Annotated in this window: 21 protein-coding genes; 10 read left to right on the forward strand and 11 right to left on the reverse strand. The window is 72.5% G+C overall.

Annotated features, from left to right (window positions below; translation table 11 throughout):
• The first annotated feature begins 32 nt into the window (after positions 1–32).
• Positions 33–482, forward strand: a complete 450-nt coding sequence (gene dtd, locus JOF36_RS23885) for a D-aminoacyl-tRNA deacylase (protein ID WP_210030970.1) — start codon at positions 33–35, stop codon at positions 480–482.
• 69 nt (positions 483–551) lie between these two features.
• Positions 552–836, forward strand: coding sequence for a YggT family protein (locus JOF36_RS23890; RefSeq protein WP_307862561.1), 285 nt, complete (start codon positions 552–554; stop codon positions 834–836).
• Between the two features lie 12 nt (positions 837–848).
• Here JOF36_RS23890 and JOF36_RS23895 read toward each other — a convergent pair whose 3' ends face one another.
• The 4 genes from JOF36_RS23895 to JOF36_RS23910 form a co-directional block, all read right to left on the reverse strand.
• Complete coding sequence (locus JOF36_RS23895) at positions 849–2,153, reverse strand: patatin-like phospholipase family protein (protein ID WP_210030971.1); 1,305 nt, start codon at positions 2,151–2,153, stop codon at positions 849–851.
• Between the two features lie 287 nt (positions 2,154–2,440).
• On the reverse strand, positions 2,441–2,809 hold the full coding sequence (locus JOF36_RS23900; RefSeq protein ID WP_210030973.1) for a hypothetical protein: 369 nt from the start codon (positions 2,807–2,809) through the stop codon (positions 2,441–2,443).
• Between the two features lie 126 nt (positions 2,810–2,935).
• Complete coding sequence (locus tag JOF36_RS23905; RefSeq protein ID WP_307862562.1) at positions 2,936–3,454, reverse strand: helix-turn-helix domain-containing protein; 519 nt, start codon at positions 3,452–3,454, stop codon at positions 2,936–2,938.
• Positions 3,455–3,608: 154 nt separating this feature from the next.
• Entirely contained in the window at positions 3,609–5,399 is a 1,791-nt protein-coding gene (locus JOF36_RS23910) for a PHA/PHB synthase family protein (RefSeq protein ID WP_210030975.1), read from the reverse strand.
• A 269-nt stretch (positions 5,400–5,668) separates the two neighbouring features.
• Between JOF36_RS23910 and JOF36_RS23915 the strand changes: the two genes are divergently transcribed.
• From JOF36_RS23915 to JOF36_RS23930, 4 genes are all read left to right on the forward strand, one after another.
• Positions 5,669–7,033, forward strand: coding sequence for an alpha/beta fold hydrolase (locus JOF36_RS23915; protein ID WP_210030976.1), 1,365 nt, complete (start codon positions 5,669–5,671; stop codon positions 7,031–7,033).
• Positions 7,034–7,318: 285 nt separating this feature from the next.
• Positions 7,319–8,347, forward strand: coding sequence for a sigma-70 family RNA polymerase sigma factor (locus JOF36_RS23920; RefSeq protein WP_245350959.1), 1,029 nt, complete (start codon positions 7,319–7,321; stop codon positions 8,345–8,347).
• A gap of 198 nt (positions 8,348–8,545) precedes the next feature.
• On the forward strand, positions 8,546–9,067 hold the full coding sequence (locus JOF36_RS23925; RefSeq protein WP_210030977.1) for a flavin reductase family protein: 522 nt from the start codon (positions 8,546–8,548) through the stop codon (positions 9,065–9,067).
• On the forward strand, positions 9,064–9,597 hold the full coding sequence (locus JOF36_RS23930; RefSeq protein ID WP_210030978.1) for an NAD(P)H-dependent oxidoreductase: 534 nt from the start codon (positions 9,064–9,066) through the stop codon (positions 9,595–9,597). Before JOF36_RS23925 ends, JOF36_RS23930 begins: the two co-directional genes overlap by 4 nt.
• 80 nt (positions 9,598–9,677) lie before the next feature.
• Here JOF36_RS23930 and JOF36_RS23935 read toward each other — a convergent pair whose 3' ends face one another.
• The 3 genes from JOF36_RS23935 to JOF36_RS23945 form a co-directional block, all read right to left on the reverse strand.
• Positions 9,678–10,580: a pseudouridine-5'-phosphate glycosidase gene (locus JOF36_RS23935; protein WP_210030980.1), complete on the reverse strand. Its 903-nt coding sequence runs from the start codon at positions 10,578–10,580 to the stop codon at positions 9,678–9,680.
• A gap of 11 nt (positions 10,581–10,591) precedes the next feature.
• Positions 10,592–11,281, reverse strand: a complete 690-nt coding sequence (locus JOF36_RS23940; protein WP_210030982.1) for an HAD family hydrolase — start codon at positions 11,279–11,281, stop codon at positions 10,592–10,594.
• Positions 11,282–11,437: 156 nt separating this feature from the next.
• The gene (locus tag JOF36_RS23945) at positions 11,438–13,135 is read right to left on the reverse strand and encodes an L-lactate permease (protein WP_210030984.1); all 1,698 of its coding nucleotides are present in this window, start codon (positions 13,133–13,135) and stop codon (positions 11,438–11,440) included.
• A gap of 183 nt (positions 13,136–13,318) precedes the next feature.
• On the opposite strand from JOF36_RS23945, the gene JOF36_RS23950 reads away from it, so the two are divergent.
• Entirely contained in the window at positions 13,319–13,984 is a 666-nt protein-coding gene (locus tag JOF36_RS23950; protein ID WP_210030986.1) for a GntR family transcriptional regulator, read from the forward strand.
• Between the two features lie 47 nt (positions 13,985–14,031).
• Positions 14,032–14,643: a TetR/AcrR family transcriptional regulator gene (locus JOF36_RS23955; protein WP_210030987.1), complete on the forward strand. Its 612-nt coding sequence runs from the start codon at positions 14,032–14,034 to the stop codon at positions 14,641–14,643.
• A gap of 99 nt (positions 14,644–14,742) precedes the next feature.
• Here the strand turns inward: JOF36_RS23955 and JOF36_RS23960 are convergent, their stop codons facing one another.
• Complete coding sequence (locus tag JOF36_RS23960; protein WP_307862563.1) at positions 14,743–15,786, reverse strand: ABC transporter substrate-binding protein; 1,044 nt, start codon at positions 15,784–15,786, stop codon at positions 14,743–14,745.
• A gap of 82 nt (positions 15,787–15,868) precedes the next feature.
• On the reverse strand, positions 15,869–17,797 hold the full coding sequence (gene htpG / locus JOF36_RS23965; protein ID WP_210030991.1) for a molecular chaperone HtpG: 1,929 nt from the start codon (positions 17,795–17,797) through the stop codon (positions 15,869–15,871).
• A 169-nt stretch (positions 17,798–17,966) separates the two neighbouring features.
• Between htpG and JOF36_RS23970 the strand changes: the two genes are divergently transcribed.
• Both JOF36_RS23970 and secD read left to right on the forward strand, forming a co-directional pair.
• Positions 17,967–18,344 carry a hypothetical protein gene (locus JOF36_RS23970; RefSeq protein WP_210030994.1) on the forward strand — a complete coding sequence of 126 codons (378 nt, stop codon included), beginning with the start codon at positions 17,967–17,969 and terminating at the stop codon, positions 18,342–18,344.
• Between the two features lie 145 nt (positions 18,345–18,489).
• Positions 18,490–20,799: a protein translocase subunit SecD gene (gene secD / locus JOF36_RS23975; protein ID WP_210030996.1), complete on the forward strand. Its 2,310-nt coding sequence runs from the start codon at positions 18,490–18,492 to the stop codon at positions 20,797–20,799.
• Between the two features lie 80 nt (positions 20,800–20,879).
• On the opposite strand, the gene JOF36_RS23980 is transcribed toward secD, so the two are convergent.
• Both JOF36_RS23980 and JOF36_RS23985 read right to left on the reverse strand, forming a co-directional pair.
• Entirely contained in the window at positions 20,880–21,377 is a 498-nt protein-coding gene (locus JOF36_RS23980; protein ID WP_245350960.1) for a hypothetical protein, read from the reverse strand.
• Positions 21,378–21,592: 215 nt separating this feature from the next.
• Complete coding sequence (locus JOF36_RS23985; protein ID WP_210030997.1) at positions 21,593–22,789, reverse strand: macrolide family glycosyltransferase; 1,197 nt, start codon at positions 22,787–22,789, stop codon at positions 21,593–21,595.
• Between the last annotated feature and the right edge of the window lie 114 nt (positions 22,790–22,903).

Consider the following 22,903-nt stretch of genomic DNA (forward strand, 5'->3'; position numbering starts at 1 on the left):
CGTGGTGGCCCGGCGCGGGTCGTGGTGGCCCGGTGAGGGCCGTCGTCGCCCGGGTCCGCCGGGCGTCGGTGACGATCTGCGACGACCACGACGAGCCCCTGCGGGTCTCCGGCGCGATCGGCGCCGGCCTGCTGGTGCTGCTCGGGGTGCACCGCGACGACGTCGCCGACGCCGCGACGAAGACCCACACGATGGCCCGGAAGCTGCACGAGCTGCGGATCCTGCGCGACGAGCGCTCGTGCGCCGACTCCGGCGCCGGGCTGCTGGTGGTCAGCCAGTTCACCCTCTACGGCGAGACCCGCAAGGGGCGCCGCCCGTCCTGGTCCGGCGCGGCCCGCCCGGAGGACGCCGCGCCGGTGGTGGACGCGCTCGTGGCCGCGCTGCGCGACCGGGGTGCCACCGTCGAGACCGGGGAGTTCGGGGCGAACATGGCCGTCGAGTCGGTGAACGACGGCCCGTTCACCGTGCTCGTCGAGGTGTGACCGGGACTCTCATGCTGTTCTCAGGTCGGGACGGGACGATCGGGGGACCAACGGAAGGAGCTGGCGACCGTGATCGCTTCCCTGCTCGGCCTCGTGCTGCTGGTGTTCCAGTTCGTGCTGATCGCCCGGGTGATCGTCGACTGGATCGAGGTACTCGGGTCCGGCCGCGGCGGCGCCGCTCTGGACACCGCCCGCCGGATCACGCACGGGATCACCGAACCGGTCGTCGCGCCCGTCCGCCGGGTCGTGCAACCGGTGCGGATGGGCGCCGTCGGCCTGGACCTCTCGGTCCTGATCGTGTTCGTCGTCGTGCTCGTCGCCCGGCTCGTGGTGGTGCCGCTCATCCCGTTCTGACCCGGAGGCCGGTCAGGCCACCGGCCCCAGCCGCAGCACCGTGATCCGTCCGGCGTCGTCGAGCTCCGCCTCGGCCCGGCCGAGCTGCGGCTCGGCGCCGTCCACCGAGACCCGCACCGTCCACGCGACGGTGTCGCGGGCGACCTGCTTGCGGGTCGGGTCGATCGTGAACTCCTGGTCGAGCAGCTGCTCGACGTGGTCGTGCAGCCGGACGCCGTCGGGGTCGCGCGGGCGGAACGGCGCACTGGAGTACAGGACCGCCCCCGGCGCGACGACGTCGGCCAGGGCGACCGGATCCCGGGTGAGCACCGCTCGCTCGACCGCGAGCGCGCCGAGGAACCGGTCGGCCTGGGCGGCCCCGCGCCGCTGCAACGCCGTCAGGAAGGCCGGGTCCCGGTTGAGCTTCGAGGCCGACCCGACGACCCGCGACGCGAGCACCGACCGCGGCATCTCCAGCACCCGGACGGTGACGTGCTTGTAGCCGGCCTCCGGGCGCAGGGAACCGTCCGCGAGGAGCCGGTCGATCGTCTCGATGAACCCGAGCTCCTGGTTGAGCGAGAGGTTGCCGGCCAGCGCGTTGCGGCGGTCCGAGATCTCGATCAGCGTGCGCGGCTCGGTGTCGATCTCGGACGGATTGATCTGGACGACCCACAGCTCGTCGGGGTCGGCGGCGAGCAGGTCCCGGGTCGGCGGGTTCTGCGAGAACAATCCGTCCCAGTAGACACCGCCGTGCGTGCGCACGGCCCGGAACAGGTTGGGGATCGCCGCCGAGGCGAGGACGGTGTCGGCGGTGATTCGGTCGGTCCAGCTGGAGAACGCCCGGAACTCCCCGGTCAGGACGTCGACGGCACCGAGCAGCAGCAACGGCTCCCGGCCCGTCGGGTCGGGAGCGAGCGCGTCGAGGTCGACGTGCCGGGCGACCAGCTCGCGGAACTGCCGGGTCCCGTCGAACCCACGTGGGAGCAGGTACGGCGTCGTCCCGGGCAGCAGCCCCATGCCCTGCAGCGCACCGGCCCAGACGACACCGACGTTCTGCAGCCGGGCCAGCGGCGACCGGGCGGCGTTGTCCGCCCAGAACTGCTCCAGCGCGGTGGCGGCGGCCGCCCGCTGCTCGGGGCCCTGGCCGGTCCGCAGCCGATCCCAGGCGACGAGCGCGCAGATCGCACCGCCGGACGTCCCGGAAAGGCCGACGATCTCGGCGTCGTCGAGGGCGTCGCTGCGCAGCAGTCGCGCCAGGACGCCGGCGGTGAAGGCGGTGTGGCTGCCCCCGCCCTGGCAGGCGATCGCGATCCGGCGGGGCCGGGCCGGGCCGCTCATGGCACCGCGGTCGCCGGCTCGCCGGGCGCGGTCACCGGTGCGCATCCCATGCCGGTCAGCCTAGCGCCGCGTCAACGGCATGATCGGCGAGTCCCTCGCAGGGTAGAGCAGGCCGGGCGTGAAGATCCCTGTCTTGGGAGCGCGGCGTCCGCGTCCGGCGCACCGGGACTCCCAAGACGTGGATCACGGACGCGGATCGGCACGACGAAGGCCCCCGCCCTGGTGGGCGAGGGCCTGTCGCGGCGCCGTGCCGCGGTGAGCCGGAGGAGCGGCTCAGCCGGCGACGGTCACTTGCCGGCCGTGCGCGGGGTGCGAGCGGCCTTCTGGGCGCTCTCGGAGACCTTCTCGGTGTCCTGCGCCGCGTGCTCGGTGACGGACTCGGCGGCCCGGGTCGCCTGCTCGGTGAACTGGTCGACGACCGAGGAGCCTGCCCCGACGACGGTCTTCGCGAACTCGCGCTGCTGCCCGAGCACCTGCTCGTAGAAGTCGAAGACGCGGTCGACCGCGGCGCCGGTGTCCGGCAGCTGCGGGCGGGTGCCGCCGGCGAACTGCCGGGTGACGCCCTGCATGGCGTCGGTCCAGCTCCGCACGGACTCGGTGACCAGGTCCTGGCTGCGCTTGGCGATGTCGACGAACTGCTCGGTGGAGGCGGTCATCGTTGTCTCCTTCCGGGTACGGGGTGTCGTGGTCGGCGGAACGCGGTCGGCATCCCGCCATGCCAAGAAAACTACGCACCAGCGTTAAGTATGTCAAGCATCGCTGGTGGAACACCCGGATACGCCTCAGGAACGCTCCACGAAACTCCGGTAGACGCCGAGCAGTGCCGCCTTCTGCTCGTCGGACAGTCGCGCGTCGGCCGCGATCGCGACCTCGACACCGGGCGGTGCGGGCGCCTCCGCCGGCTCCGGGGCCCCGCCGGCCGGAACCTCGGGCTCGTCGTCGCGGACCGACCAGCCGGCCCGGCTGAGCATCTGGTCGGTGTTGAGGTGCAGCGCGTCCGCGATCGAGCGCAGCACCTTGAGCGACGGCTGGTGCAGCCCGCGCTCGACCTGGCTGAGGTAGGCGTTGGACACCTTGGTCATCGCCGCCATCTCACGCAGCGAGAGCTTCGCCATCTGGCGCTGGGACCGGATGAACCCGCCGAGGGCGTTGACCTGGGCGCTCCAGGCATCCTCGGCGACCTGCCGGCCGGCGTCGCGCAGCTCCCCCGCTGCCGACGCCGCACTCGCGGCGGCCCCGGCGGCCCGGTCGCCGTTGCGCCGGGCCCCGTTCGTCTCCGGGCCCCGGTGCGCGCGGCTCACCGCCCCACCCCTGCCCGGATCGGTCCGCGCGGCAGGCACCGGCGCGTGGAGGGGATGCGTACGCGGTCCATGGTCGCGCATTGTCCCCGTTGCCCCGCCGTCGCGCACGCACCCGTCCCACGCGGAGCACTGTGGACGCGACGGCGGCCGGGAGTCAGCCGGTGAGCACGTAGCGGCCGGGAGAGGGCTCCAGCGGCGGGTAGGTCTCGGAGCCGACCCGCTCGGGAGCCGGGACCTGCTTGCCTGCGCGCTCGGCGATCCACGGCGCCCAGTCCTCCCACCAGGACGCCTTGTGCTCGCCGGCGTCATCGCGCCAGTCGTCGGCCGACCCGGGCAGGTCCGCGGACTCCCCGAACCAGTGCCGCGACTTCGGCGACGGCGGGTTCACCACACCGGCGATGTGGCCGGAGTTGGAGAGCACGAACCGGACCGTGCCGCCGATCTTCGCGGCACCCTTGTAGACGGACTTCCACGGCGCGATGTGATCGGACTCGGCGGTGATCACATAACTGTCGGTGCGGACCTGGCCGAGGTCGAGGCGCTCCCCCGCCAGCTCCAGCTTGCCCTCGGCGAACTGGTTCTCCAGGTAGAGGGTGCGCAGGTACTCGGTCTGCATCGCGGCCGGCATCCGGGTGGAGTCGGCGTTCCAGCTCAGCATGTCGAACGGCTTCGGGTCCTCGCCGAGCATCCAGTCGTTGACCACGTAGTTCCACACCAGGTCGGTGGCCCGCAGCAGGTCGAAGGTGGTCTTCATGCTCGACGACGGCAGGTAGCCGTCCTTGCGCATCGACCGCTCGAGCCGGTTCACCGTCTGCTCGTCGGTGAACACGCCGAGCTGGCCGGGGCCGGTGAAGTCGAGCAGCGTGTTCATCAGGGTCAGCGAGTTGACCCGGTCGTCACCCTTGGCGTGCAGCCACGCGGTGGTGGCCGCGGACAGGGTGCCGCCCAGGCAGAGTCCCGCGAGGTTGACCGTCTTGCGGCCGGTGATCTCCCGGACGACGTCCAGCGCGGTGATCGGCCCCTCGCGCAGGTAGTCGCTCATCGTGACGTCGGCGAGGGCCGAGTCCGGGTTCCGGTAGCTGATCATGAAGACCGTGTGGCCGTGCCGGACCGCCCACTCGACCAGCGACTTCTCCGGCGCGAGATCCATGATGTAGTACTTGTTGATCCACGGCGGGCTCATCAGCAGCGGGATCTCGTGGACCTTCTCGGTCTGCGGCTCGTACTGGATGATCTCGATCAGCCGGTTCCGGTAGACCACGTGCCCCGGGGTGACGGCGAGGTCCTTGCCCACGACGAACTCGCCCGGGGTGACCTGCCGCGGCATGCCCCGGTTCTGGACGGTGTCGCGGAGCAGGTTGCGGGCACCGCGCACGACGTTGAGCCCGCCGGTCTCGACGACCTTCTTCGGCCACGCCGGGTTCGTGACGACCCCGTTCGGGGGCGCGAACGCCTCGATGACCTGCCCCACCAGCCAGTCCAGCTTGCGGCGCGCGGTCGGCGAGACCCGCGCCGCCTGCGACAGCTCGGTCAGCCGGTCGGCCAGCAGGGAGTGCTCCTGGCGCGCCAGGTAGTACCAGGCGTTGCCCTCCCAGGCCGGGTCGGTGTAGCGCTTGTCCTTCTCCGGCAGCGACGCCGGACCGTTCGCCGTCCCGCCCGCGGCGCGCGACGCCGCCGCCGCGACCGCCTTCACCGAGTCGACCCCGAAGCCGACGCCGGCCCGCAGCACCGCACCCGGGCTGCCGGCGAGCGACTTCGCCGTCTCGCCGAGGGCGCCGCCGAAGCCGACCGGGTCGACCTTGGCCTGCCACCCCGAGGGGTCGGCGAGCTCGCGCAGGTCGCGCACCAGTCCGGCCGCCTGGCGCCGCAGCACCTCCACGGCCTGGTCGGACGGGACGGCCGCCCCGTCGTCGGGCTCGGTCTGGGAAACGGGCGTGGTGCTCACTGTTCGTCTCACTCCTGGTCGGCCGGGTCGTGTCCGTGCCTTGTCGCGGCGGCCCCGATCGGGATGACGCGAAGGGATGTCGCCCATCGTGACGGTGTACTCACGGGTAGGCAGCCTCTGTCCGGGCGCGTCACGTTGAGAGCCCTCTCACCTGCGCTTGATGTAGCAAGCACTACTCCCGAGTAGGTCTGCGGTTGCTTGACATCCCGAACGCGATCTACCGTGCGGTAACCGGCCAGCCCGGTCATCAGAGTTGATGGGAGAGGTCCATGAGCATGGCGATCACCCGCTCCTCCGGCGCGAACGCGCCGAGTGGCCCGCACGTCCTGCCCGACCCCGGAGCCGACTCGACCCCGGCGCGGGAAGGCCGGATCGACCCCCTGCGGTTCCTGTTCTCGTACAACGCGCACAACCTGACCAAGGTGGTGACCGAGGTCGGCCGCGCGACCGGGGCGTACTGGATCGACGCCGTCCAGCGGATCGCGAAGCCCGGCGACGCCGCGCGCCGGTCCCTGCTGTGGCTCTCGACGATGGCCGACCGGCGCGAGCCGACCTGGCACCTGCCGAACGAGGTGGCCCTGTCCACCCCGTTCGCGGTGTTGCGCGACTTCACCGAGGCCGGGCACCGCGACGACGACATCGTCCCCACCCTGGTGCTTCCGCCCCAGGCCGGGCACTCGTCCACCGTCATCGACTACTCGCCGCAGCAGAGCCAGCTGGCGATGATCCGCGCGGCCGGGCTGACCCGGCTCTACGCGCTGGACTGGCGCCCCGCGACGACGGCGACGAAGACCGTCACGATCACCGACTACCTCGAGGTGATCGACCGCTCGATCCGCCGGATGGGCGGGAAGGCGAACCTGGTCGGCGACTGCCAGGGCGGCTGGCTGGCCACCATCTACGCGGCGCTGCACCCCGAGCGGGTCAACACGCTCACCCTGGCCGGGGCGCCGATCGACTTCCACGCCGGCGACTCGGTGATCGCCGCCTCCACCCGGCTGATGGCCGGGACGATGGGCATGGCGCCGTACAAGGCGCTGGTCACAGCGGGTGGCGGCAACATGCCGGGCTCGGCGGTGCTGTCGAACTTCATCTCGATCCAGCCGCAGTCCGAGATCTCCCGGCAGCTGCAGCTGCTGGAGAACATCGACGACCCGACGCACGTCGAGCGCTACCGGGTCTTCGAGGACTGGTTCAAGTACACCCAGGACATCCCGGGGGCGTTCTACCTGTGGCTGGTGGAGAACCTGTTCTGGAAGAACCGGCTGATCGCCGGGACGCTGACCGTGGGCGGGCGCAAGGTCGACATGTCGGCCATCGACTGTCCGCTGCTGCTGCTCGCCGGCTCGACCGACCACATCACGCCGGCACCGCAGCTGTTCGCCGCGGCGGAGAAGGTGAGCACGCCGCCCGCGGACATCACCTACCGCACCGCGTCCGCCGGGCACCTGGGCCTGTTCATGGGCCGGGACGCGCTGCGGCACGACTGGCCGGTCCTGATGGAGGCCGTGTACTCGCACTCGATCCCCGAGGACCGGCGGAAGGCCGGCGGTACGGGTAAGGCATCGCGCCGGCGCAACAGCGTCCGGTCGGTGGAGAACCCGCGCGACACCCCGCGGGTCCCCGCCCCGTGATCTCCTAAGAGGATCCTGAGAGTTCCGCAACTGCATGTGAGCGACGACACGGCCCCGCAGGCGATTTTTCCGGCCTGCGGGGCCGTCTCGCGGGAACGATCCCCCACAGCGATGCGTTGATCCGGGTGTAGGGCGATGCGACGTGCCCCATCCACCGCTCGTCGCGCCCGAGCAGGGGAGGAAAGACACATGACGGTGACCACGACCGCTCCGGCCGTGACCACGGCCGACACTCCGGCCGTTCCCGGCCCCCGCCGTACGACGGAGGCCCCCGCTCGCAGTGCCATGAGGGCGTCTGCTCGCACGGTCGCCCCGGGGGACACCGCGCTGGCGTCCACCGTACCCGGTGCGGCGGCCGCCGTGGCCGAGGACCTGGACGCCCAGAGCCCGGCCGCCGACCTGGTGCGCGTGTACCTCAACGGCATCGGGAAGACCGCGCTGCTCACGGCCGCCGAGGAGGTCGACCTCGCCAAGCGGATCGAGGCCGGCGTCTTCGCCCAGCACCGGCTGGACACGGCGGCCGCGGAGGGCACCGGCGAGGAGCTGGACCCGCAGTACCGGCGCGACCTGCGCGCGATCGTCCGCGACGGTCTGCTGGCCAAGAACCACCTGCTGGAGGCGAACCTGCGCCTGGTGGTCAGCCTCGCCAAGCGCTACACCGGGCGCGGGATGCCGCTGCTGGACCTGATTCAGGAGGGCAACCTCGGCCTGATCCGTGCCGTGGAGAAGTTCGACTACTCCAAGGGATTCAAATTCTCCACCTACGCGACCTGGTGGATCCGGCAGGCGATCACCCGGGGGATGGCCGACCAGGCCCGCACCATCCGGCTGCCCGTGCACCTGGTGGAGCAGGTCAACAAGCTGGCCCGGATCAAGCGGGACCTGCACCAGCGCCAGGGCCGCGAGCCGAGCGACGCCGAGCTGGCCGAGGAGTCCGGCATCCCGGAGCACAAGATCCAGGACCTGCTGGACCACGCCCGGGACCCGGTGAGCCTGGACATGCCCGTCGGCTCCGAGGAGGAGGCCCCGCTCGGTGACTTCATCGAGGACGCGGAGGCCACCGACGCGGAGAACACCGTGATCTCGAGCCTGCTGCACGACGACCTCCGCCGGGTGCTCGCCACCCTGGAGGACCGCGAGCAGCGGGTCATCCGGATGCGGTTCGGCCTCGACGACGGCCAGCCGCACACGCTGGACCAGATCGGGCGCGCCTTCAAGCTCTCCCGTGAGCGGGTCCGCCAGATCGAGCGCGAGGTCATGGGCAAGCTGCGGGTCGGCGAGCGGGCCGACAAGCTGCGCGCCTACGCGAGCTGACCCGGGCCCTCCCCCACCCGGTACGCACGGAGACCACGACGGCCGTGCGGAGCGATCGCTCCGCACTGCCGTCGTCGTTCGCGGGCCGGACGCGCCGGAAACGATCGGTCCGGGGTCGTCCGAACCGGTGTGGCGCAGGGCACCGATCTCGCGCCGATGATCATTGGCCGGCGCGGCCGACGCGGATAGGGTCGGGACATGTCCGGTTCTCCGAGCCAGTCCACGTCCGTCCCCGGTCCGGTGACCCCCGAGACCATGCGCGATGCGCTCGGCGGCTTCGCGTCGGGCGTCGTCGTGATCACCGCGCAGGGTCCGGACGGACCGGTCGGCTTCACCTGCCAGTCGTTCTCGTCGCTGTCGCTGGACCCGCCGCTGGTGAGCTTCTCGCCGGCACGCACCTCCTCGACCTGGCCGCGGATCCGCGAGCTCGGCCGGTTCTGCGTGAACGTGCTCGCCGCCGACCACGAGCACCTCAGCGCGCAGTTCGCCCGGTCCGGCACGGACAAGTTCGCCGGGGTGTCCTGGCTCCCCGCACCGTCCGGCTCACCGGTGCTCGAGGGCGTCGGTGCGTGGGTCGACTGCACGCTCTGGAACGAGTACGACGGCGGCGACCACACGATCGTCGCCGCCCGGGTCGACGCGCTCGGCGCGGACCCCGAACGACTGCCGCTGGTGTTCTTCCGCGGCGGCTACCACCTCACCCAGCGGGAGCTCTCGTGACCAGCATCATCGGTGTCGTCGCCGGACCGGAACCGGGCGGGCGGACCGCCGCCGCGGTCGCGGGCCTGCTCGCCGGGACGGGTGCGTCGACCGATCTGATCGAGCTCTCGCAGACCCCCTTCGAGAAGGTCACCGCGGCCTTCGCCGACGCCGACGCCGTCGTGTTCGGGAGCCCGGTCTACCGGGCCGGGCACACGGCGTCGCTGAAGGCGCTGCTGGAGGCGACCGAGCGCGGCAAGTGGGGCGAGAAGACCGCCCCGCTGCAGGGCAAGGCCGCCGCGGTCGTGCTGACCGGGGCGAGCGGCCACCACTTCCTCGCCGTCGACGGGCTGCGGTCGGTACTGGCCGGGTTCTTCGCGGTCCAGGTCCTCTCCCCCGGGCTGTACCTGGACCACTCCGGTTACGTCGACCGCAACACCCTCACCCCGGAGTCCGCGGAACTGGCCGCGGCGCACGGGCGCGCGCTGGCCGACCTGACCACCGCCGTGCGGTCGTCCGAGGCACTGCGGACGATCACCCCGGTCGTCTGACGGACCCTCCGGTCTTCCGACGGGCGCCCCCGCTCGGCCCCGGTCCCGCACGGATCCCGAGGTCCCGCACGGCGCCCGGGTCAGTCCACGGAGGCGAGCGCCGCGGCGATCCGGGCGCCGAGCGCCACGTTGTTCCGGTAGACCGCCACGTTGACGTCCAGGCTCCGGTCCCCGGTCGCGTCGCGGACCCGCTGCAGCAGGAACGGTGTCGCGTCCTGCCCGGTGATCCCGGCGTCGTCGAGGGCGGCGAGGGCGTCGGCGAGCGCCGCGTCGTGCTCGGCCGGGGACAGCTGCTCGTCGACGGGCACCGGGTTCGCCACCACGAGCGCCGAGCCGAGTCCCAGGTGCCGGGCGTAGCGCCAGGCGACGGCGATCTGCTCCGGCGAGTCGACGCGCTGCGACACCGGGTGCCCGGAGTCGGCGACGTAGAACCCGGGGAACGCGTGGGTCCGGTACCCGGCGACGGAGATGCCCAGGGTCTCCATCCGTTCGAGGGTCGCCGGCACGTCGAGCACCGACTTCACCCCGGCGCTGACGACGACGATCGGCAGCCCGGCCAGCGTGGGCAGGTCCGCGGACTCGTCGAAGGTGGACGACGCCCCGCGGTGCACCCCGCCGAGCCCGCCGGTGGCGAACACCCGGATGCCGGCCTGGTGGGCGAGGTGCGCGGTGGCGGCGACCGTCGTCCCACCGCAGGCCCGGGTCGCGCAGGCGACCGGGAGGTCGCGGGCGCTGAGCTTGACCACGTCCGGGTCGGTCGCGAGCCGCTCCAGCTCCGCCCCGGACAGCCCGACGACGGCCTCGCCGTCCACCACCCCGATCGTCGCCGGGACGACCCCGAGCGAGCGGACGAGCTCCTCGGCCTCGGTGGCGACGAGCAGGTTGCGGGGGCGCGGCAGGCCGTGCGTGACGATCGTCGACTCGCACGCCAGGACCGGACGTCCCTGCGCCTGTGCCCGGGACACCTCGTCACCGATCCGCATCGACACCGACCCTAGAGCAGCGCGGCTGCGCTGGGCAGGCCCAGGAGCGCGGGGAGGTCGGCGACCGAGTCGATGACGGCGTCGGCCCCGGCCGCGCGCAACCGCGGCTCGCCGTGCGCACCCCCGCGCACCCCCACCGCCAGGCCCGCCCCGGCCCGGACCGCGGCGTCGATGCCCGCGGTCGCGTCCCCGGCGACGGCGGTCCGGGACGTGTCCGCGCCGGCGCGCCGGGCGGCGGCGTGCAGCAGGTCCGGGTCGGGCAGGCCGCGGCCGTCGACGTCGGCCGGGGACAGCAGCACGTCGACGCGACCGGTGAATCCCAGCGCGGCGACCAACCGGTCCCGCAGTTCGGGATCGAACCCGCAGGTCAGCGCGATGACCATCCCCGCGTCCCGCAACGCGTCGAGCGCCTCGCCCGCGCCGGGCACCGGGTGCACGCGACCGTCCGCGGCGGCGGCCGAGAGGTACTCGACGAAGGCCGCGTGCGCCCGCCGGGCCCGGTACATGTCGCCGTCGAGCAGCTCGCCGAAGACCGTGATCGTGGACCGGTCCATCGTCGCGCGGGCCTGCCGGTCCAGCGCCGGGTACCGCGGGCCGTCGACCCGGACCCGGGCAGCACGCAGCCCGTGGCGCAGCGCCGCGAGCACCAGCCCGTCATCGGACATCGTGGTGCCCGCGAGATCGAGGACCGCCAGTTGCACACACCGGACTCCAGTCGGCCCGGATGTCGGGAACCCATCGCCGACCTGTCCCGCGGGTGAATCCGGCGAAACGTCCCGGATGCCCGCGAGGTGCACCTCAGCGCAGCCTTCGCATGATCGAAGCGCTCCGGTGTGCCCCTCGCGGACTCGCGCGGGTCAGAACGTGGGCAGCATCCAGGCCAGCACCGGGGTGGACTGCAGGAAGATCAGCGTGCAGAGGGCCAGCAGGAGCACGAGGCTCCAGCCGATCGTCCTGCGGAACAGCTCGGACTCGCGCCCGACGATGCCGACCGCGGTGGCCGCGATCGTCAGGTTCTGCGGGCTGATCATCTTGCCGACGACGCCGCCGGAGGTGTTGGCGGCGACCATGAGGTGCGGATCGATCCCGGCCTGCTGGGCCGCCGTCTGCTGCAGGGTCGCGAACAGCGCGTTGGCCGAGGTGTCCGACCCGGTGACGGCGGTGCCGAGCCAGCCGAGGATCGGCGAGAGGAAGGCGAAGGCCGCCCCGGTGCCGGCGATCCAGGTGCCGATGGTGATCGTCTGGCCGGACAGGTTCATCACGTAGGCCAGCGCGAGCACGGTGGCCACGGTCAGGAACGCCCAGCGGAGCCGGTGGGCGGTGCCGGTGAACTCGCGCAGCGCCGCGCGCGGGGAGACCTTGTAGACCGCGGCGACCACGATCCCGGACAGGAGCAGCAGCGAGCCCGGCGAGGACAGCCACTGGAAGTCGTAGGCCGTGGTCGTGACGGCCTCGCCCGCCGAGTCGAGCACCCGGCCGTCGAGTCCCGGCCAGCCGATCTCGACGTCGGTGCCGCTCAGGAACTCCTTGACCGGGGTCCACAGCTTGGCGACCGAGAACACGGCGATGATGAGCAGGTACGGGAAGAACGCCATCAGCGTCCGCCCGGTGGTGAGCTCGGCGGCGCGCGAGGAGAGCGTGCGCTGCTCGGTGACGAGGCCGGTGCCGCCGCCGGTCTCCGGGTCGTCGACCGGGGCGTCGGCGGAGCGCTCGATGCGGAGCCTCTCCATGGCCTCGTCCCCGCCGGAGGGCTGCCACACGCGCAGCATGACGACACCGGCGAGCAGGCCGGTCAGCGAGGCGACGATGTCGGTGAGCTCGACGGACAGGTAGGTCGCGGCGAGCCACTGGGCGACCGCGAAGGCCAGGCCGATGACGAGTGCGACCGGCCAGGTCTGCCGGATGCCGCGCACGCCGTCGACCAGGAACACGAGCAGCAGCGGCACCACGAAGGCGAGCAACGGGGTCTGGTGCCCGACGACGGCGCCGATCTCGGCGTACGGGATGCCCGTCAGGGCGCCGGCGGTGATGATCGGGGTGCCGATGGCGCCGAAGGCGACCGGCGCGGTGTTGGCCACGAGCACGACGACGGCGGCGCGTACCGGGGAGAAGCCCAGTGCCATCAGCATGACGCCGGTGATCGCGACCGGGGCGCCGAACCCGGCGAGCGCCTCGAGCAACCCGCCGAAGCAGAACGCGATGATGATCGCCTGGACCCGCGGGTCGTCGGAGATCAGGTGGAAGGCGGCCCGCAGGTCCTCGAAGCGGCCGCTGGCCACGGTGACCTGGTAGAGCCAGATCGCCGTGAACACGATCCACATGATCGGGAAGAGGCCGAACACGGCCCCCTCGCTGGCCGAGAGCAGGGCCATGGGGACGGGCATCCCGAACGCGGCGACCGCGACCACGATCGCGACGCCCAGCGAGGCGAGCGCGGCCCAGTGTGCCTTCCAGCGCAGCGCACCGAGGGCCACGAAGATCGTCAGGAGGGGCAGGAGGGCCACCAGGGCCGAGAGCGTCAGGCTCCCGAGTGGCGCCAGTTGCTGCTGGAACATGTGCACTCCGCGGTGGGATCGGCGGTGATCGTGATCGGCGTTGATGCATGCGGTGGCGCTGCGCGTCGACCGGAAGAGTGATGCATGGAGAAACGTCCGTCAAGTGTCTTTGTCAGACAAGTTGCCTTGCCTGGCTCGCATGCACTGTGATGTGCTCGACCCCGGACGGACGAGGAGGCTTCGATGCCCACCGAGCTGGACGTGCACTCCCTGGTCGATGCCGTCACCCGCGCCCTGCGTGACCGCATCCTGCGCGGTGACCTGCCGGCCGGTGCGCCCGTGACCGAGAAGCTGGTCTCCGAGGAGTTCGCCGTCGCCCGGCCCACCGCGAAGGCCGCCGTCGAGCGGCTGGTGTTCGACGGCATCCTGCGCCGCCAGGCGAACAAGACCGCGCGGGTACCCGTGCTGACCTTCGACGAGGTGCGCGACCTGTACGAGTCACGGGCCCTGCTGGAGTGCGGTGCGATGACGCGGGTCGCCGGGCGCGGTCACGTCCCCGACCAGGCCCGGCTGGCCCTGGAACGCTTCGACCTCGCCTTCGTCCGCGGCGACGTGTCAGCGGTGGTCGAGGCCGACGTCGAGTTCCACCGCGCCTTCGTGGACGCCCTGGGCAGCCCGCGGGTGTCACGGATGTACGACTCGATCATGGCGGAGTTCCGGCTCTGCGTCGCCCGCGTGCAGGTACTCGGCCGGCTCGACCGCGCACGACTCGCGCAGGAGCACGCCGGGATCGTCGCCGCCGTCGAGGCCGCCGACCCGGAACGCGCGGTCGCCGCGCTGGAGGCGCACATCGCCGGTGCGCGGGACCGGATCGTCGAGGTCTACTCCGAGGACGTCCCGGCTCGATGACCGGCCACGTGCACTCCGGCTGAGGCCGGAGGGGTTACCGTTTTCCGATGACAAGCGCGACCGGCGCCGGGCCGGCCCGGCCGTTGCGGGCCGATGCCGCTCGCAACCACCGCCGCCTCGTCGAGGCCGCCGCGACGGCGTTCGAGTCGGACGGCCCCGATGTCGCACTGGAGGAGATCGCCCGGCGGGCCGGGGTCGGGGTCGCCACGCTCTACCGCCGGTTCCGGACCCGCGACCAGCTGGTCCGGGCGGTGCTCGAGGCGGTGTTCGCCGCCGAGATCGAACCGACCGCCGCGGCCGGGGACGGTGATCCGTGGACCGATCTCGCCGGCTCGCTGTCCCGCGCGGTCGAGGCGATCGCCGCACGCCGGACGATCCTGACGCTGGCTCGCGAGGCCGGCGTGTTCGACGTCGAGTCGGTCCAGCGCTACGGCCGCACCCTGAACCGGCTGCTCGACCGCGCCCGCGACGCCGGGGCCGTCCGTCCCGAGCTGTCCCCGCGGGACCTGTCGGCGGTACTGGTCATGGCGCTGGCCGTCGCCGAGGGTGCCGAGGGCACGCCCGACGCGACCGGGGCCGACCGGCGCCGCTACGTCGCACTCCTGCTGGACGGTTTGCGCCCGGGGCACCCGCCGCTGCCCACGCCGTCGGATCTCTGAACGACAACGACCGTTCACTCGGCCTTCCGCCGACGGTGGGTCACGGGCTACGGTCGCACCCGTCCGCTCGGCAACGGCGCCGGGCGGATGTACTTCTTCTCAGCCGCCGACCCGCTCGGGATGCAGCCGCCCGGCGAGTGTCGCGACGGCCTCGGCGTTCCGGATTCCCGGGCTCACCTCGGCGAACGTCGTCGTGAAGATCTTCCCGTCGCGCACCGCGGGCACCGTCGCGAGCGCCGGGTCGGTCCGCAGCTGTTCGGCCAGCGGCTCCGCCGCCTCCGGTCCCTTGTCGATCCCGCAGCAGGCCGGGACGACGATGACGTCCGGCCGGGCGGCGATGATCCCCTCCGTCGAGACGGTGCGCTGGCGGCCCGGGATCTCGCCGAAGGCCTGGACGCCACCGGCCGCCTCGATGATCGTCGTCGCGACGTCGCCGGTGCCGAACACCCGGTACTCGCCGGTGTCGGACGGGGCGTTGAGCATCGCGACCCGCGGCCGTTCGGTGATCCCGTCGAGACGGCGCGCGACGTCGTCGAGGGTGGCGCGCATCCGCGCGATGAGCTCGGCGGCCCGGTCCTCGGCGCCGAGCAGGCGGCCGAGGTCGGTGAGGTCGCGCTGCACACCCTCGAACGACACGTCGACGGCACCGAGCGACTCCTGGGTGCCCCCGTCGACGCTCGGGCAGTAGGAGCTGAACAGGAACGTGTCGATGCCCGCCGCGGCCAGGTCGGCGCGGGAGCCGAGGCCCTCGCGGGCGAAGGCGCCGGTGAACCCGGAGACGACGAGGTCCGGTGCCAGCCGCAGCACCTCCTCGCGGGACGGGTACTCCTCCGGCCAGTAGACCGGGCGGTCCTGCTCGGGGCGGAAGTCACCGGCGAGCCCGGGCGGCAGCGGGTTGTCCAGGTAGGCGGCGCCGACCAGCCGGTCCCCGGCACCCAGGGCCAGCACCGCCTCGATCCCGTTCTGGAACATGGCGACGATCCGGCCGGGACGCTCGACCGGGACGTCCACACCGCAGTTGCGGAGCGACCCCGCGGCGGTGTCCTGCGGCGCCGGCTGCCCGGCCGGAACCGGACCGGCGCCGCAACCGGCGAGCAGGCCCAGGGCGATCAGGAGCGCGGCGGGGGCCACGGCACGTGACACGAGCGGACGGGAGCGGGGCACGCGGACACGCTAACCCCATCCCCCGCCCGACTCGACACCTGTGCAGTCGTTCAGGTGTAGATCACAGGGTCCGCTGCAGCCGCCCGGCCAGCAGGCCGACGAACCGGGAGGGATCGGCCAGCTCCCCGCCCTCGGCGAGCAGCGCCATGCCGTGCAGCAGCTCGGCGGTCTCGCCCAGCTCGTCGGACGCCCCGGACGCCTGCGCGTCGCGCAGCCCGGTGACCAGCGGATGCGACGGGTTCAGCTCCAGGATCCGCTGGACCTTCGGCGGCTCCTGCCCCATCGCCCGGTACATCTTCTCCAGCGTGGGGGTCATGTCGAACTCGTCGCCGACCAGCACCGCCGCCGACGTCGTCAGGCGCGAGGACAGCCGGACCTCCTTGACGTCCTCGCCGAGCACGCCGGCCATCCACTCGCACAGCCCGGCGAACTCGCTCCTGCGCTCCTCGGCCTGCTCCTTCTCCTCCTCGGTCTGGAGATCGACCTGGCCCTTGGCGATCGAGCGGAACGCGGTCCCGTCGAAGCCCTCGACGGCGTCCACCCACACCTCGTCGATCGGGTCGGTGAGCAGCAGGACCTCGTAGCCCTTGTCCCGGAACGCCTCCATGTGCGGCGAGGCCTCAATCGCGGCCGGCGAGTCGCCGGTCATGTAGTAGATCGCGTCTTGGCCGTCGTGCATCCGCTCCTTGTAGGCCGCGAGCGAGGTCGCCGCCCCGTTCCCGGAGTCGTGCGTGGAGCGGAAGGACGACACGCCGAGGATCGTCTCCCGGTTGTCCGGGTCGGAGAGCAGCCCCTCCTTGAGCGCGCGGCCGAACTGCTCCCAGAACGCCGTGTACTTCTCCGGCTGCTCGTCGCGCAGCGTGCCGATCGTGGAGAGCACCTTCTTGACCAGCCGGCGGCGGATCGCGGAGATCTGCCGGTCCTGCTGGAGGATCTCGCGGGAGACGTTGAGCGACAGGTCGGCGGCGTCGACAACACCCTTGACGAACCGCAGGTACTCGGGGACGAGCGCCTCGCAGTCGTCCATGATGAACACGCGCCGGACGTAGAGCTGGACACCGCGGCGGGCGTCGCGCATGTAGAGGTCCATCGGCGCGATCTGCGGCAGGAACAGCAACGCCTGGTACTCGAAGGTGCCCTCGGCGGCCAGCCGGATCGTCTCGAGCGGCTCCTGCCAGTCGTGACTGACGTGCCGGTAGAACTCGGCGTACTCCTCGTCGGAGACGTCCTTCTGGGACCGGGCCCAGAGCGCCTTCATCGAGTTGAGGGTCTCCGGCTCACCGGCGGCCTCGTCGGCGTCGGCGGCATCGTCCGCGTCGGCGGCCTCGTCGGCGGAAGCCTCCGCGGGCATCCGGACCGGCCAGGTGATGAAGTCGGAGTAGGTCTTCACGATCCGGCGCAGCACGCCCCGGTCCGCGTAGTCGTGCATCTGGTCGTCGGCGTCGGAGGCCTTGAGGTGCAGGGTGACGGCGGTGCCCTGCGGTGCGTCGGCGACCGGCTCGATCGTGTACGAGCCCTCACCGTCCGAGGACCAGTGGACGCCCTCGCCCGTCCCGGCCTTGCGGGTGGTCAGCTCGACCCGGTCGGCGACCATGAACGAGGAGTAGAACCCGACGCCGAACTGGCCGATCAGCTCCTGGGCGTTCTCGGCGTCGCCCGCCTCCTTGAGCTTGGCGAGCAGCTCCGCGGTGCCGGACTTCGCGATCGTCCCGATGAGGTCGACGACCTCGTCGCGGCTCATGCCGATGCCGTTGTCGCGGACGGTGAGGGTGCGTGCCTCGGTGTCCGGGACCAGCTCGATGTGCAGGTCGGACGTGTCGGCGCCCAGGTCCTTGTCCTGGTACGCGGCGAGCCGGACCTTGTCCAACGCGTCCGAGGCGTTGGAGATCAGCTCGCGGAGGAACACGTCCTTGTTCGAGTAGATCGAGTGGATCATCAGCCTGAGTAGCTGACGGGCCTCGGCCTGGAACTCGATCGTCTCCGTGGTCACGACTCTTCCCTCCTGGCGTACGTGCGGTCCGGCCGTGGCGATTCTGCCGTGCCCCGGTGACGCCCGCGGCGGCCCCCGGGTCGAGCGCCCGGCCGGCACGGCTCCCGCCCGTCGCCGGTACCGTCGGGACCGAACCGCACCCTTCGCCCCGAACCGGACGGAACCGGACGTGAGACCGACCCGCACACTCGCACCGCGCCTGGTCGCGGTGCTGCTGCTGTCCCTGGTCGCGGTCCTCGCACCGGTCGCCGGTCCCGCCGCGGCCGAGGCGACACAGGTGCCGGCGTCGGTCGGCAACGACGGGACGCCGTGGGCGGCCGGACCACAGTCCGCACTCCCCGGGCGACTCCTCCCCGGCGGTTTCCTCACCGGCGGGGGTGACATCCCGGCCGGGCACCCCGGCCCGGCACTCGACGCCCTGCTCCTCGCGTTGCCCGCCGTCCCCGCGACCGGCCCGTCCGGTGCGACGGTCGACCGGAGCGCGACCGCGGGCCTGGACCCGGGGCACGGCTCCCCCACCGATCCGCGCGGACCGCCGCGGGTCTGACCCGACCGGGTGCCCGGCGGCGTCGCAGGTGTTCCGCGACCTGCGCCCGCACCGCCGGCACGCCCCGGCTCCGGCCCTGCCGCCTGATTTCCGCCCACTCCCCTGCCGCCCGTCCCGGAACCGGGACGCTCCCCCGAGGAATCCCGTGCAACAACGCCCTGTCCTGTGGCGAGCGCTGATCGCGCTCGCCGTCCTCCTCGTGTCCGGAATCGTCGCGCTCACCGTCGCCCCCACGCTGGGGCTGGATCTGCGCGGCGGCACCCAGATCGTGCTCGAGACCCGCGACACCGAGGAGGTGGCGGCCGACGCCGAGGCCACCGACCGCGTCCTCGAGGTGCTCCGCGGCCGGGTCGACGCGCTCGGCGTCGCCGAGCCGACGCTCACCCGCTCCGGTGAGAACCGGATCATCGTCGAGCTGCCCGGCCTGACCGATCCGACCGAGGCCGCCGACACGCTCGGCCGCACCGCGCAGCTGACCATGCACCCGGTGCTCGGGGTCGGCGCTCCGGGCTCCCCGCCCGACCAGCAGACCGCCGACGAGACCGGACAGCCGCTGCAGCTGGGACCACCCGCGCTGCAGGGCGAGATGATCAGCTCCGCGCAGTCGGTCCCGGCGCAGCAGTCCGTCGGTTTCGAGGTGCAGGTCGGGTTCGACGGCGAGGGCCCGGCCCGCTGGCAGGCGCTCACCGGGCAGGCCGCGTGCGCCCCGCCGGGTGCCCCGCAGCGCCGGGTCGCGATCGTCCTCGACGACCAGGTCATCTCGTCGCCGCAGGTCGACCCGTCGATCCAGTGCCAGATCGGGATGGTCGGCGGCCAGACCACCATCACCGGCAACTTCTCCCAGGAGCAGGCGAACGAGCTGGCCGTGCTGATCGAAGGCGGCGCCCTGCCGGTGCCGGTCGAGATCATCGAGCAGCGGACCGTCGGCCCGACGCTCGGCGCGGACGCGATCGAGGCCAGTGCGCTGGCCGCGATCATCGGATCGGCGCTGGCCGCCGTCTTCCTCGTCGTCGTGTACCGGCTGGTCGGCCTGGTCGCGGTCGTCGCGCTGGGCGGGTACACGCTCACCGCCTACGCGGTGCAGACCGGGCTCGGCGCGACGCTCACCCTGCCCGGCCTGGCGGCGTTCGTGCTCGCCGTCGGTATGGCCGTCGACGCCAACGTGCTGATCGCCGAACGATCGCGCGAGGAGTACGCGGCGCGACCACGCCTGGAACGCGCGTCGGAGAGCGGCTACAAACACTCGTTGTCCGCCGTCGGTGACGCCGCGGTGACCTCGCTGCTGGCGGCCGTGCTGCTGTTCGGCCTGGCCTCCGGGCCGGTGCGCGGATTCGGTGTCACGCTGGTCATCGGTGTCGTCGTGTCGCTGTTCTCGGCGCTGGTGCTCTCCCGACTGCTGACCCTCGCCGTGCTGAAGATCCCTGCGGTGCGCAAGCGCCCCAGGATCACCGGCATCGCCTCGATCGGACCGGTCCGCGCGCGGCTCGAGGCCCGCGACCCCGGGTTCCTGAAGAAGGCCGGGCGGCTCCTGGCCGTCGCCGGCGTGATCGTCGTGGTGGCGCTCGGCGGGTTGCTCGTGCGTGGTCTCGAGCTGGGTGTCGAGTTCACCGGCGGGCGTCTCGTGGAGTTCACGACGACGAACCCGATCACCGCCGAGCAGGCCCGGGACGCGGTCGGCGCCGCCGGCTTCCCGGACCTGCAGGTGACGACCACCGGCGACGGCGCGGTCGCCCTGCGGGCGGGCGAGCTCGACGACGCCGGGGTCACCGCACTGCGCGAGGCCGTCGGCGGGGTCGGTGGCGGCGCCGAGGTGCTCCGCGACGAGATGATCGGCCCCAGCCTGGGTGCCGAGCTCGCGCGTGGCGGCCTCATCGCCCTCACCGTCGCGCTGGCCGCGCAGTTCCTCTACCTGGCGTTCCGGTTCCGCTGGACGCTCGGTGCCGGCGCGGTCGCCGCCCTGCTGGCCAACGTCGCGGTGGTCATCGGGGTGTTCGCCTGGACCGGCCGGACAGCGGACGGAGTGTTCCTCGCCGCGCTGCTGACCGTGATCGGTTACTCGGTCAACGACACGGTGGTGGTGTTCGACCGGGTGCGGGAGCACTGGGCCCGGCAGGCCAAGGAACCGTTCCACCGGGTGGTCGGATCGGCCGTGCTGTCGACGCTGCCACGGACGGTGAACACCGGGATCTCGACCCTGCTGATCCTCACGATGCTGCTGTTCGTGGGCGGTGCGACGCTGGCCGACTTCGCGCTGGCGTTGATCGTCGGCATCGTGGTCGGCACGGTCTCGACGATCGTCGTCGCCGGGCCGGTGGCGATCCTGCTGGAGCAGCGGTGGACCGGGACCCCGCCACAGGCGGGGAAGTCGAAGCAACCGGTCGGCAAGGCCGGCCGCCGGCACCCGTCGCGTTCCGACCGGTCCCGCACCCGCAACGGCGACGGCGCGGTGGTCTGAGCGCCACGCGGCGGACGCGCGCGGCGCGGGCTCCCTCCGGCCCGCGCCGCGCGCCCGCGGTCCGCCACGGCGGGCGGGCGTCACGAGTCCGCGGAGCGATCGCCCCGCTCCAGTCGCTGCCCGCACCGCTCGATCGCGGACCGGATCATGCGGCCGTAGCCGTCGTCGGCGAGCGCGTCGATCCGCTCCCGCGCGAGCTCCAGGTGGCGGCGGGCATCGGCGTCGTGGCCGAGCCGGCGATGCACGTCGGCCAGGTTCAGGTGCAACGACGGGTAGAACCCCGCGATGTGCAGCGAGGCGTGGTGGGCCCGTGCCCGCTCGTCGGTGACCTCGCCGGCGGCGGCGAGGGCACGCTCGTCCCACCGCAGCTCCTCGTGCGGGTCGTCCTGCACGTCGGCGGCGTAGTGCGCGAGCGTGCACCGGTGGAACGGGTCACCGTCCTCGCCGAGCCGCTCCCAGATCGCGGCGAGCTGCGTGCGGGCCGCCCCGGGGTCGCCCGCGCACCCCGCCTCCACGGCCTCGGTGATGGCGGCCAGTACCGGGTCCATGACGGTGTCGGCGGCGGCGGAATCGGTCATCGTGCCCTCCCGGAGTCGGCGTGCATCCGAGGATGGACCGGACCCCCGACAGTTTCGGAGCGCTCCGCCGACCAGACTCAGGAACCCGTCCACTCGCCCGATCACCGTGTAGCCCGACCCGGTGTCAGCCGGTCTCGTCGACTCACCTGTGGAACGACGGTCGAGCGCGAGTGGTCTTCACTGGCTCGAGCCAGGCGAGGGCGAGTCGATACTGTTCATGTCCGGTCACCTGGTGGTGCAGTCTCACTCTGGTTGGTCAGGGACTCGATGAGGTCGGCTGCGGCGCAGGCGCCGCCGGCGGTGCGGGCGATGGCCCTGTGTTCCTGGCAGCGGCGCGCGATCTCGGGTGAGGATGTGACGCGGTCTACCGCCTCGCGCAGCCGTTGCGGGGTGAGATCCTCGGCGGGTAGGTGCTCGCCGACGCCGATCTCGGCGAGGCGGGGGCCGTTGACGAACTGGTCCGAGGCTTGCGGGACGGCGATCATCGGCACGCCGTGCCACAGACCTTCGGAGCAGCCGCCCATCCCGGCGTGGGTGACGAACGCGGAGGCGTGTTCCAGTATCGCGAGCTGGGGAACCCATCTGCGCACCACCACGTCGTCGGGAACAGGTCCGAGCGCGGCCAGGTCGAGGTGCGGGCCGACGGCGAGGACGGTGGTCCAGCCGGTCCCGTGCATTGCCGAGATGCAGTCGCGCCAGAACGCGGGGCGGTCGTTGAACGCCGACCCCAACGAGACCAACAGCAGGGGCCGGTTCGGGGCGGGCCAGGAGCCCTGCTCGGTGCGGTCGCCGAGCACCGGCCCGACGAAGGTGTACCGGTCCGGATCCACCCGGTCACGGTGCGGCTGCATCACCTCCGGAATGAGCACAATCGATCGGTCCGGTGCCCCGAGGAACTCCTTGTTCGTCATCGCGACGCCGACCTCGGCCAGCCAGGCGTCCATATCGGACTGCCAGGCCAGGCCTTCCGGTTCGTCGAGGCAGGCGTAGGCCTCGGCGAAGTCTTCCTCGAAGGTGTCCCAGGCGACCATGTGCGGGGCCAGCTCGACTCGCGACAGGGCGTGCGCCCGGGAAAGGGCGTGCCCGGCCCAACCACTGCCGTCGTAGCAGACGACATCGGGTAGATCGGGCCCCAGCGCGCTGGTGATCTGGGTGTAGGCGCTGCGGGCCTCGTCGGAGAACAGTCGCATCACCTCGATCCCGCCCTCGGGCCATTGCTCACCTCGCGCCGGGTCGGGTAGGTCGGTGGTGATCGGCAGGACGGTCGCACCGGTGGCGGCCACGGCGTCGGCGAAGCGGTCCGGGACGGGATAGGTGACGCGATGGCCACGGGCGACGAGCTCGGCCATGACGGGCAGGTTCGGGTAGACGTGACCGTGGGCGGCCGAGGTGGACATCAGGACGTGGCTCATGACTGGCCTCCGGAGGATTGCGGGTTCGAGGGACACAGCGGGAGCCGGCGACGCGCAGCGCCGGGCCCGCGCCAATGGCGGCGGTCCGGACGCCAGTCGCGAGCAGTGCGAGAC

Origin of the sequence: Pseudonocardia parietis (genome assembly GCF_017876315.1) — a bacterium.
GTDB classification, from domain to species: domain Bacteria; phylum Actinomycetota; class Actinomycetes; order Mycobacteriales; family Pseudonocardiaceae; genus Pseudonocardia; species Pseudonocardia parietis.

Coding starts and splice junctions, on each gene's coding strand:
- JOF36_RS23935 (WP_210030980.1), bottom strand. CDS start 10,580: ATGCGGATCGGTGACGAGGTGTCCCGGGCACAGGCGCAGGGACGTCCG.
- JOF36_RS23980 (WP_245350960.1), bottom strand. CDS start 21,377: ATGACCGATTCCGCCGCCGCCGACACCGTCATGGACCCGGTACTGGCC.
- JOF36_RS23945 (WP_210030984.1), bottom strand. CDS start 13,135: ATGTTCCAGCAGCAACTGGCGCCACTCGGGAGCCTGACGCTCTCGGCC.
- JOF36_RS23950 (WP_210030986.1), top strand. CDS start 13,319: ATGCCCACCGAGCTGGACGTGCACTCCCTGGTCGATGCCGTCACCCGC.
- JOF36_RS23955 (WP_210030987.1), top strand. CDS start 14,032: ATGACAAGCGCGACCGGCGCCGGGCCGGCCCGGCCGTTGCGGGCCGAT.
- JOF36_RS23895 (WP_210030971.1), bottom strand. CDS start 2,153: ATGAGCGGCCCGGCCCGGCCCCGCCGGATCGCGATCGCCTGCCAGGGC.
- JOF36_RS23925 (WP_210030977.1), top strand. CDS start 8,546: ATGTCCGGTTCTCCGAGCCAGTCCACGTCCGTCCCCGGTCCGGTGACC.
- JOF36_RS23900 (WP_210030973.1), bottom strand. CDS start 2,809: ATGACCGCCTCCACCGAGCAGTTCGTCGACATCGCCAAGCGCAGCCAG.
- JOF36_RS23985 (WP_210030997.1), bottom strand. CDS start 22,789: ATGAGCCACGTCCTGATGTCCACCTCGGCCGCCCACGGTCACGTCTAC.
- JOF36_RS23915 (WP_210030976.1), top strand. CDS start 5,669: ATGAGCATGGCGATCACCCGCTCCTCCGGCGCGAACGCGCCGAGTGGC.
- JOF36_RS23920 (WP_245350959.1), top strand. CDS start 7,319: ATGAGGGCGTCTGCTCGCACGGTCGCCCCGGGGGACACCGCGCTGGCG.